9 protein-coding genes are annotated in these 9,864 nt (G+C 60.6%); 5 read left to right on the top strand and 4 right to left on the bottom strand.

Translation table 11 applies throughout. The features are described 5' to 3' along the window. Window positions 1-1,979: 1,979 nt before the first annotated feature. A complete protein-coding gene (locus tag L0U80_RS24120) occupies window positions 1,980-3,185 on the top strand; it encodes a DNA-binding protein (protein WP_233871333.1) in 1,206 nt (401 codons plus the stop codon). A gap of 86 nt (window positions 3,186-3,271) precedes the next feature. Here L0U80_RS24120 and L0U80_RS24115 read toward each other — a convergent pair whose 3' ends face one another. The 3 genes from L0U80_RS24115 to L0U80_RS24105 all read right to left on the bottom strand — a co-directional run bounded on the left by L0U80_RS24115 (window position 3,272) and on the right by L0U80_RS24105 (window position 5,465). Beyond that, on the bottom strand, window positions 3,272-4,252 hold the full coding sequence (locus L0U80_RS24115) for a tyrosine-type recombinase/integrase (protein WP_233871330.1): 981 nt from the start codon (window positions 4,250-4,252) through the stop codon (window positions 3,272-3,274). 104 nt (window positions 4,253-4,356) lie between these two features. After that, window positions 4,357-4,752, bottom strand: coding sequence for a DUF2471 family protein (locus L0U80_RS24110; protein ID WP_233871327.1), 396 nt, complete (start codon window positions 4,750-4,752; stop codon window positions 4,357-4,359). 74 nt (window positions 4,753-4,826) lie between these two features. Beyond that, the gene (locus tag L0U80_RS24105; protein ID WP_233871324.1) at window positions 4,827-5,465 is read right to left on the bottom strand and encodes a helix-turn-helix domain-containing protein; all 639 of its coding nucleotides are present in this window, start codon (window positions 5,463-5,465) and stop codon (window positions 4,827-4,829) included. A gap of 111 nt (window positions 5,466-5,576) precedes the next feature. Between L0U80_RS24105 and L0U80_RS24100 the strand changes: the two genes are divergently transcribed. Together L0U80_RS24100 and tdh are read left to right on the top strand one after the other, a co-directional pair. Next, the gene (locus L0U80_RS24100) at window positions 5,577-6,776 is read left to right on the top strand and encodes a glycine C-acetyltransferase (protein ID WP_233871321.1); all 1,200 of its coding nucleotides are present in this window, start codon (window positions 5,577-5,579) and stop codon (window positions 6,774-6,776) included. Between the two features lie 17 nt (window positions 6,777-6,793). Next, complete coding sequence (gene tdh / locus L0U80_RS24095) at window positions 6,794-7,831, top strand: L-threonine 3-dehydrogenase (RefSeq protein WP_233871318.1); 1,038 nt, start codon at window positions 6,794-6,796, stop codon at window positions 7,829-7,831. A gap of 13 nt (window positions 7,832-7,844) precedes the next feature. Here tdh and L0U80_RS24090 read toward each other — a convergent pair whose 3' ends face one another. Next, complete coding sequence (locus tag L0U80_RS24090) at window positions 7,845-8,501, bottom strand: YceI family protein (RefSeq protein WP_233871316.1); 657 nt, start codon at window positions 8,499-8,501, stop codon at window positions 7,845-7,847. Between the two features lie 202 nt (window positions 8,502-8,703). On the opposite strand from L0U80_RS24090, the gene L0U80_RS24085 reads away from it, so the two are divergent. Together L0U80_RS24085 and L0U80_RS24080 are read left to right on the top strand one after the other, a co-directional pair. Further along, on the top strand, window positions 8,704-9,381 hold the full coding sequence (locus L0U80_RS24085) for a TetR/AcrR family transcriptional regulator (RefSeq protein WP_233871313.1): 678 nt from the start codon (window positions 8,704-8,706) through the stop codon (window positions 9,379-9,381). After that, window positions 9,374-9,853 (top strand): nuclear transport factor 2 family protein, encoded by a 480-nt coding sequence (locus L0U80_RS24080; RefSeq protein ID WP_233871310.1) that lies wholly within the window; start codon window positions 9,374-9,376, stop codon window positions 9,851-9,853. Before L0U80_RS24085 ends, L0U80_RS24080 begins: the two co-directional genes overlap by 8 nt. Window positions 9,854-9,864: the final 11 nt, after the last annotated feature.

The raw sequence follows: 9,864 nt of genomic DNA, 5'->3' as shown, positions 1-9,864 counted from the left end.
GCGTCGAGTCGAGGAGAGATTTTCGCGAAAGGATACCGTCTGTGGTGATAGGCGTCTATAGGGGCACTCTCACCATTGCCGGTGATGTGCATGCGACGAACGTGGCTCACCGCGAGACGCTCCCGAACAAGCTCACCCTTCGCTACAAGCAGCACCCGGCACAAACGTTATAGGTCGCACTATCCGCGTGGATGGCCCCGATCCTGCAGTTGGACAAGTTCGCCACCATGCTCCCGTATCGCCTCACCTTAAAAAATTTTGACGAATCTCCGGTTCACCGCGAAATGACGCAACGGCACTACAAGGGGTGGCGTGCGGGGAGATCATCACCGGGGAAAAGTCGTCAGGTGGCTGTGGTCGGATCGAAAACACCGTGTCGAAATGCACGAAACGGCACGACAAGGCCGCCGACACTGCACCGAATGCTCCTTTGCTGCCATACCGATTCAACTGGCATAGGCCTACATGTGAAAAGTCGCGGCTCACTGGACTCGCGTAAACCCGCGCTACGAGGACAGAAAGCTGTTTCGTCCTTCAGTGATGCCAATACGATCCGCTCGCATCTCCCCCGAAAAATCTCACCTACCAGGCGCGAGCGACGCTGACGCGGTGCCGTTTCCAGGCTTCAGGACCCTAAAAAGCACCGAACAAGACTCCTGAAAAGCCTCACCTTTGACGCATAGCAACGTCTCGCCAACGTTTGACAATTCCCAGCAGAGCACCTCCCGGAAAAGCTCACCGTACGCGATCTCGTGTGGAAAAAATCAATAGATTCCGTGACTTATCCACATGTCCTCGCGCACAGCATCCATACCGCCGAGGTCCTGAAAAAGCTCACCATATCGTCCACACCCAACGAACTGACTGTCGTACCCATCTCAGTCGACTGATCCCGAAAAGCCTCACCTCAGTGAACCATGAACACCCGATCGCCCGGTCGCCAGGCCCGCTTTGTCGGTGTTTTCACGTTAGTGAACACCAACTAGCTCCCGAATAAGCTCACCTTGAGCGAAATCAGGCGTCTCATCGGATCCCGAAAAGGCTCACCACAAGCGCCTGTGAGCCCAAACTGCCATGCAGCCGGCCTCCGTCACTTCAGATTCCCGAAAAAGCTCACCTCGCAGCCCCAAACACACTTTTGAGGTCGAACTGACAGGCAGTGCTATGCCGGCCCGCACATGTCGAGCATCCCGAAAACCCTCACCTGAAGGGCTTAAACGTCATCTCCGGGCCGCAAATGAGCGCCCAGCCCCTGAAAAACCTCACGTTACACGGCCGATTTTTCCCGTTTCGGCTCACCTCGCGCTTCGCACCGGCGTTTTTTCACCTGAAAGTCCAGCAAATCGGAGGTCCCGAATCCGCTCACCGTTACAAATCGAGCAACTTTCAAAGGACTCCCGGTAACCCGCAGGCTTCCGGGTTGTCCACTCCCGTAATCGCTCACCTGTGCGGAAAAGTCAAAAATGCCCCCTTCCCCGAACCCGCTCACTTCCCTTCCTGAACTGACTCACCAGCATCCCCGAACCCCATCACTCGACCATCCCGCAGCTTCTCACCCGACATCCTGTAAAGCTTCACCTGACTCCGCTGAAAGCCTTGCCAGGTAAGGGTTTGCCGTGGCGTTAACGTTTTTAACAGGTATCAAGGGTGTTTACTTTTATTACTCTCAAGCACAGCCAACCCGCGCGCCTCCCGAAACATCCGTAGAAAACCACGCAATGTTGAAAGACTGATCGGTACAAGAACCGTGAAACATCCGGCGAAAAATCCACCACAACGGAAAATCGAGCATTTACAATAATTTATGGAACGAACTTCGCTTTGTTTCACGGAGTCGCGACAAAAATTGACGCCAGAAGCAGTACGGGCAAGCTCAGTAGGTCCGACTCGAACGTCTTTCAGGCACTTCTGTGAAAAACGTAGCAGACGTTACGTAATTTGTTATTATTTTCATATCGTGCCCGAGTCCCGAGACCACAATGATGCAAGAAGAAAACCGCCAGAACCTGCGCGACGAGCTTGAGGCTTTGCGTAACGACGGAGCGCGACGGCAAGACCTCTCGTTACACGCCTGCAAACGGCTCTTTTTCGATTTCGGAATCCGTCCGTCGATGGCAGCCGTTCGAGATCTGACCCAAACCGGTAGCGCGAGCGACATCCCGAAAGATATTGAACTGTTCTGGCAACGAATTCGCACCGCGTCGCGAGTACGTGTCGGCACAGGTTCTATCCCTCCAGAACTGGAAGAACGTGCGGGCGAACTGCTCGGTGCCCTGTTCCAGGAAGCGCAGACGCTCGCCCGCCAGGCGCTCGAGTCCGAGCGAGCCGATGTCGAAAGCGGCAAGAATCAAGCCGAGCAAGCCGTTCAGAATGCCGAAGCGCGTCGCGCGGCCGTCGATGAGATGCTTCAGCGCAGTGAAGCCCGGACCGAAGCGGCCTGGACAAAAATTCGCGAGCTGGAAAGCCAGATCGCCACGTCGTCGGCTCACGGGGCCGTGCACCACGATAGCCTTCAGGGCGCGATACGGCGTCTCGAGGCGGAAAACGACATCCTGACAAAGCGGCTCGAAACCGAGCAGGCGACCAACGCTGGGTTGCGTGATCGCATCGACGCACTGCATGAGGATCTGCGTACGAGCACAGAGCACTATGCCCAGCAGATCAAGGACGCGCTCGCCGAAGCCGAGCGCCGCGTGAAGCCAATGCTGGTCGAACTCGATTCGCTGCGCACCACGTCATCGACGTGGCAGGCCGCGCAGCGCGAAGCCAGCAAGAAGGAGTTCGATTTCATCCAGCAGCTGGCAACGGCGAAAGCCCGCTCGGATCGCCTCGACGCGCTGCTGCGCGAGCGCTCCGACGAGGTCGATGTCCTCACGCGAAAGATCACAACGTTGCGCGGTCAGCAGGGTGTCGATGCATCGGTGGCGCAAGTGTTGTGTACCCTTGCCGAATCGGGGCGACTCAGCGACGGAGAACTCACCCGTCTAGGCACGCAAGTCGACGGGTACATCAGCTTGCCGGTTCGTTGTCCGAAGTGCCAGGAAGGTGAGCCGGAACTCTCCGAGGTCGATGACCACTATGAACTGTCGTGTCCGGAATGCGAACACACTTCCGGCCTGGGCGGTTCGCGTCTTGAGGCCGTCAGCCGGTTTATGTCAGGAAGGCCGGCATCCGGCGCAACGTGAGGTGAGATGTTTCGGGATCCGTTGACGTGATCCGAAGTGAGCTTCTACGGGAGCCGATGTGCGGCCAGCGTAGCACCGGCATGCGTTCAGGCCCTTTCAGGCACGACCGACGCTTCACGATCCACCCACATTTGCCATGCGCGATGCAGTCGGCCGGCCGAAATCGGCTGCATGAAACCGAGCCACTGTCCGACTAGCTCTGCGTTCACACCTTGTTCGAAGCGATCCGCAGCGAAGGTGTTGCGAAGTGTCTGCGGACTGGCACGCTGCGCGCGCGTTTCGGAAATGCCTGCTGACGCGACGATCGCGTCAACAGCGCGAAGGATCGTGGCCTTGTGCATCGGCCGTCCGGACGGCGAGCCCGGAAAGACAAGTTGTCCCGGCAATCCAGCTGCGCGTCGCGATTCGAGCCAGGCGCCAAGTACATCCACCGCAAAAGGCGCGAGCCGCGTGACGTGTGTGAACATCGGGTTCGTGGCCTCGATCGTCAACCATTCCGAGCCGGGCGCCGTGGCGTCCAGAGTCAGTGCGATGGCGTCGCCCGTCTTCAGTCCGCCGCCGAGAAATACGGCGACCAGCGCGCGGTCCCGGTATTCGCGCCAACGCTTCGCCGCCGAGTATTCCGTGAGCGGCGCAAAGAGCTGGGCCAAAATCGCGGTCCTTTCAGCCGCGTCCAGAAAGCCTGTTGGTTCGTTTTCGCGTGCGTTGCGCCAGGCCGCTTCCCCGTCCTGCGCGATAAAGCGCGCGGGGTTGGTCGAAGCTAGTTCGATTTGCCGGACATGATCGAGAACGCGTTCAATCAACCGCAGGTAGCGCAGACGTTGCGGTTTCTTCACGTCCAGCCCAGCGACGAACTCAGCGATGGTTCCGGTGTCGACCGAAAGTATCGTCTTGTGGCGCATCGCCATCCACTCGAGAAAGCGGCCCCACTGGACACGGTAGACGTCGGCCGAGGACTGACGGAATTGCTGGGAGGCGAGCCAGGCATCGAAGGCACCCGCCGGATCCCGCTGCCAGTCAGCGCGTTGCTGGTCAAAGAGGTCGCGTGATGTTTGGGAAGACGTCATCGCTCTCATTCCGTTAGTTGCGTTCTTGGTGCCCATTCTAGCTGCCGGTTCACTGGGCGCGGTGAATATTCATTTACAGCCGGCTCCGCTTACCGGTCGAGCCGCTAGCCGCCCCAGGCGCGCAGACTTCGAAATTTGCCTTTGTCTCGGGCCTTCCGGCCCGCCTCCTCTGCGCTTTGCGCGGCGTGTTCATAAGCGGAAACCGCGAAAGCAAACACGGCGGGCAATGCATTCGAGTGGCCGAAATCCACACGTTCATCGGTTTCCGGATAAGCGAGTTCGCCCGGACGTTGAAAAAGACCAAGCATGATGACGTCGTGCCGACCCGCGAATCCCAGATCCGCAAGGGCCTCGGCCTCAATCGCATGCAGCAGCCTCCACGTGAGCGGGACCTGCTGCGCGATGTACCGCTGGGCAATATCGCGAACGACGTGTTCGAGGTCACGCGCGGCCGCCTGAAAACGCAAGGCGGCCAGATCCTGCTCATTAGGGGTCTGCATGGCTGCTCCGGAAGATCAATCGCACTGTATGAATATACAGTACTTGGGGCAACCATGTCGCGCTCGGTGCGCGCTCAGCCGTGGATCACAACGAGCAGCGCGCGGGCGTCGCCTTTACCGGCGTTGCGTATTGCGTGCGGCTGGTCGGCGACGTAGCGCGCCGTGTCCGCGGTTTTCACGCGTTGCGCCGAGCCGGCCGCTTCGATATCGATCGTTCCCTGCAGCACCGTCAGGTGTTCGCGCGTGCCGGGTTCGTGCGCATTCGATACCAGTGCACCACCCGGCTTTAGCGTCAGTTCATACCATTCAAAGTGACCCGCGAGCTCGATTGGCCCCCAGACGCGCAACTGGTACCCCGCGTCGTGACCGAGCAGCGTCGGAATGTCGTGCGGACCGGCAACCGTGATCGCGTCAACAGCTTTGGGCGCGGTGAACAGCGAATCCAGCTTCACGCCGAGCGCATTCGTGAGCCGCCACGCCACGGCAATGGTCGGATTCGCCTTGTCGCGTTCGATTTCCGATAGCATGGATTTCGATACGCCCGCCGCGCGCGACAGGTCGTCGAGCGTCATCTTGCGCTCGTTGCGCAGCCGCTGGATCTGCTCGCCGACACGCGGCGGCGTCACGCCGGGAACGGCCTGTGCGCTCGCCGGGTCTGGCGGCGTGGTGCCGGACGCGCGCGGTTTTCGGGTACTTGCCATTTGCTGCCCCATCGTTTAGAGTTTGTTCGACATATCGAACTTAGGTTCGAAAAACCGAATATTTCCGGTAAGGCTAACGGCGACTATAGCAGGCCGCAGCCCGCCCTGTCAGGAGCAAGACTCATGCGAACCCCCTACCTTGCGCATCTGCGCGCGACGCTCGACCAGATTCGCGCCGACGGTTTTTACAAGAGCGAGCGTGTGATTGCCACGCCGCAGTCGTCGGCTATCCGTCTCGCGGACGGAAGCGGCGTGCTGAATTTCTGCGCGAACAACTATCTGGGCCTCGCCGACGATGCGCGTCTCATCGCCGCCGCGAAGGAAGGACTCGATCGCGACGGGTTTGGCATGGCGTCGGTGCGTTTTATCTGCGGCACGCAGACGGTGCACAAGGAACTCGAAACTGCGCTCGCGCAATTTCTGCAGGCCGAGGACTGCATTCTCTATTCGAGCTGTTTCGATGCGAATGGCGGTCTCTTCGAAACACTGCTCGGTGAAGAAGACGCAATTATCAGCGACGAGCTGAACCACGCGAGCATCATCGACGGGATTCGTCTTTCGAAAGCGAGCCGCTACCGCTACAAGAACAATGATCTCGCCGACCTCGAATCGAAACTCCGCGAAGCCGACGAAGCCGGGGCACGTTACAAGCTGATCGCAACCGACGGTGTGTTTTCGATGGACGGCATCATCGCCGACCTCAAAGGCATCTGCGAGCTCGCCGAACGTTACGACGCGCTCGTGATGGTCGACGACTCGCACGCGGTCGGCTTTATCGGCGAGCACGGCCGCGGCACGCCCGAACATTGTGGCGTCGCGGACCGCGTGGACATCGTCACGGGTACGCTCGGCAAGGCACTCGGCGGCGCCTCGGGTGGTTATATCGCGGGGAAGAAGGAAGTGGTCGAACTGCTGCGTCAGCGCTCGCGCCCGTACCTCTTTTCGAACACGCTCACACCGAGTATCGCTGCCGCCTCGCTCAAGGTGCTGGAGCTGATCGCGAGTGACGAAGGCGCGCAACTGCGTGCACGCGTGCGTGCGAACGGCGCGCATTTTCGCCGCGAGATGAGCGCGCTCGGCTTCACGCTCGTGCCCGGCGAGCATCCGATCATTCCGGTGATGCTCGGTGACGCACAAATCGCCTCGAAGATGGCGGACGCGTTGTTGCACGAAGGCGTGTACGTCATCGGTTTTTCGTTTCCGGTGGTGCCGAAGGGCCGCGCGCGCATTCGCACGCAAATGAGCGCCGCGCACACGCCGGAACAGATTGAACGCGCGATCGCGGCGTTCGCACGCGTAGGCACGAAGCTTGGCGTGATTTGAAAGGAATTCTGAGAGAAATGAAAGCACTTGCGAAACTCGAACGCGCACCCGGTCTCACGCTGACCGATGTGCCGAAGCCCGAAGTCGGGCACAACGATGTGATGATCAAGATTCGCCGTACGGCGATCTGTGGGACCGACATTCATATCTGGAAGTGGGACGACTGGGCGCAGCAAACCATTCCTGTGCCGATGCATGTCGGCCACGAATACGTCGGCGAAATCGTCGAAATGGGCCAGGAAGTGCGCGGCTTCAAGATTGGCGATCGCGTTTCTGGCGAAGGTCACATTACCTGCGGATTCTGCCGCAACTGCCGCGCGGGGCGCCGCCATCTTTGTCGAAACACGGTGGGTGTGGGTGTGAACCGTGAAGGCGCGTTTGCTGAATATCTCGTGATTCCGGCGTTCAACGCGTTCAAGATTCCGCCGGAGATTTCCGACGATCTGGCCGCGATCTTCGATCCGTTCGGCAACGCGACGCACACCGCACTTTCGTTCAACCTCGTCGGCGAGGACGTGCTCATCACGGGCGCGGGGCCGATCGGTATCATGGCGGTGGCAATCGCGAAGCACGTGGGCGCGCGCAATGTTGTCATCACCGACGTCAATGACTACCGCCTCGAACTCGCCCGCAAGATGGGCGCGACGCGCGCCGTGAACGTGTCGCGCGAATCGCTGCGCGACGTGATGAGCGACCTGCACATGACCGAGGGTTTCGATGTGGGCCTCGAAATGTCGGGCGTGCCGAGTGCGTTTACGGCGTTGCTCGAAGCGATGAATCACGGCGGCAAGGTCGCGTTGCTCGGTATCCTGCCGTCGCACACTGCGATCGACTGGAATCAGGTGATCTTTAAGGGCCTCGAAATGAAGGGTATTTACGGCCGTGAGATGTTCGAGACCTGGTACAAGATGGTCGCCATGCTGCAAAGCGGGCTCGATCTGACGCCCATCATCACGCACCGTTTCGGCGTAGACGACTACGAAAAGGGCTTCGCCGCGATGCTCTCCGGCGAGAGCGGCAAGGTCATTCTCGACTGGACCCGCGCGGCGGCTTGACGGCCTGGGCGATTCAGTTCGCCTTGGCCGGCTGTTCGAATTCGGCCTCGATTCGCACGTTGATATCGTCGCCGACCGCCGGATACCAGGTCGTCAGTCCGAACTTCGCCCGGCTGAAATGACCCGTAGCAGTGAAGCCCACGGTGGGCTGCTTCGTGAGCGGATTCGGCGCGTAACCATTGAAGGTGACGTCCAGCGTGACCGGCTGGGTGACGTCCCGAATCGTCAGGTTCCCGGTCAGTGAGCCACGCGCCTTATCGGTGCGCTCGAACTTCGTGCTGACGAAGCGGATCTGCGGATAGCGCGCCACGTCCAGCATCTGTGTTCCTTTCACCATCTGGTCGAGTTGAGGCACGTTCGTGTCGAGACTGGATGCGTCGATGGTTGCTTCGACTGTCGCATTGTCGAGTCCACTTGCGCTCAGGTCGAGATGCGCGCTGGCGCGGTCGAAGCGCATCACAAAGCGCGAGTAGTGCAGGTGATCGACGTCGAACACCACGCTCCAGTGATGTGCGTCCAACTCGTACCGGCCGGCCGGCGCGGCCGTCTCCGTGGTGTTCACGCTGTGCGTGACAACGCGCAGTGGCGCGCACGCCCAAAGCAGGCATGTTGCCCCGAGCGCCGCACAGCAAGTGCGGCGCCTACTGCCGGTAGTGCGTTTTTCTTTCATATCGTCTCCCTCGCTGCCTCGATGTTAACGCTTCGGGGTGGTCGTCTATTCCATGCCGTACCCGGACGAGGATAATTCCCCGCTTGATTCGGGAGAATGATCGTTCTACACTTGCGCGATGGAGAACGATCGTTCTCCGTCAACGCAAAGCTCAAAGCCGCCGGCCCGGCGCGGCCTCGCGTGTAGTCACGGAGATTGCAGCATGAACCCGACCACCGCCCCGCCGTTCGACGCCCGCGAGCGCCTGCTTGATGCCGCCGAAGCGCTGATCTACGCAGGCGGCATTCACGCCACCGGTGTCGACGCGATTGTTCGCGAGGCGGGCGCCGCGCGAAAGAGCTTCTACAACTGGTTCGAGTCGAAGGATGCGCTGGTCGCCGCGGCATTGACGCGCCGCGACGAGCGCTGGATGCGCTGGTTCGTCGATGGCACGCTCAAGCGCGCCCGCACGCCCGCCACGCGGCTGATCGCGATGTTTGATGTTTTGCGCGAGTGGTTTGCGTCCGACGATTTTCACGGTTGCGCGTTCCTGAACGCGGCAGGAGAAACGGCATCGCCTGACGATCCCGTCCGGGTCATCGCGCGCGAGCACAAGGCGCGGCTGCTCGCCTTCGTGCGCGAGCAGTGCGATGCCCTCGTGGCCGCGAACGAAATGGATCGACGCCACGCCGCCGGTCTCGCGCGCCAGTGGCTGATCCTGATCGACGGTGCGATCGGTGTCGCCTTGGTGAACGGCGACGCCGATGCCGCGCTCGATGCGCGCGCGGCTGCGAGGCAGTTGCTCGAAGCGTTCACCCGTACCCGCACGTTCCGCAGTCGTTCACCATCGCGGTCGCCGGCCCGGCGCGCCGCTCATTCAGAGGAGAAAGATCATGAGTGACACCGCCGAAGTCCGTCCGCCGCTCCCGCCGTTCACGCGCGAGACCGCAATCCAGAAGGTGCGCGCGGCCGAGGACGCGTGGAATACGCGCGATCCGAAACGCGTGGCGCTGGCCTACACGCCGCAGAGCGTCTGGCGCAACCGTGCTGAATTCGTCACGGGCCGCGAGGCGATCGCCGAATTCCTTTCGCGCAAGTGGGCGCGCGAACTCGATTACCGGCTCATCAAGGAGCTGTGGGCTTTCACGGAGAACCGCATCGCGGTGCGCTTTGCCTACGAGTGTCACGACGATTCTGGTAACTGGTTTCGCTCGTATGGCAACGAGAACTGGGAATTCGACGAGAACGGCCTGATGGCGCGCCGATTTGCGTCGATCAACGACTTGCCGATTGCCGCCAAGGACCGTCTTTTCCACTGGCCGCTCGGTCGTCGCCCCGACGATCATCCGGGCCTGAGCGACCTCGGTTTGTAAGGCGCGTCACG

Origin of the sequence: Paraburkholderia adhaesiva (assembly GCF_021390575.1) — a bacterium.
GTDB classification, from domain to species: Bacteria; Pseudomonadota; Gammaproteobacteria; order Burkholderiales; family Burkholderiaceae; genus Paraburkholderia; species Paraburkholderia adhaesiva.
This window is presented reverse-complemented; position numbering and strand designations above follow the sequence as displayed.

Coding starts and splice junctions, on each gene's coding strand:
- L0U80_RS24120 (WP_233871333.1), top strand. CDS start 1,980: ATGATGCAAGAAGAAAACCGCCAGAACCTGCGCGACGAGCTTGAGGCT.
- L0U80_RS24115 (WP_233871330.1), bottom strand. CDS start 4,252: ATGACGTCTTCCCAAACATCACGCGACCTCTTTGACCAGCAACGCGCT.
- L0U80_RS24110 (WP_233871327.1), bottom strand. CDS start 4,752: ATGCAGACCCCTAATGAGCAGGATCTGGCCGCCTTGCGTTTTCAGGCG.
- L0U80_RS24105 (WP_233871324.1), bottom strand. CDS start 5,465: ATGGGGCAGCAAATGGCAAGTACCCGAAAACCGCGCGCGTCCGGCACC.
- L0U80_RS24100 (WP_233871321.1), top strand. CDS start 5,577: ATGCGAACCCCCTACCTTGCGCATCTGCGCGCGACGCTCGACCAGATT.
- tdh (WP_233871318.1), top strand. CDS start 6,794: ATGAAAGCACTTGCGAAACTCGAACGCGCACCCGGTCTCACGCTGACC.
- L0U80_RS24090 (WP_233871316.1), bottom strand. CDS start 8,501: ATGAAAGAAAAACGCACTACCGGCAGTAGGCGCCGCACTTGCTGTGCG.
- L0U80_RS24085 (WP_233871313.1), top strand. CDS start 8,704: ATGAACCCGACCACCGCCCCGCCGTTCGACGCCCGCGAGCGCCTGCTT.
- L0U80_RS24080 (WP_233871310.1), top strand. CDS start 9,374: ATGAGTGACACCGCCGAAGTCCGTCCGCCGCTCCCGCCGTTCACGCGC.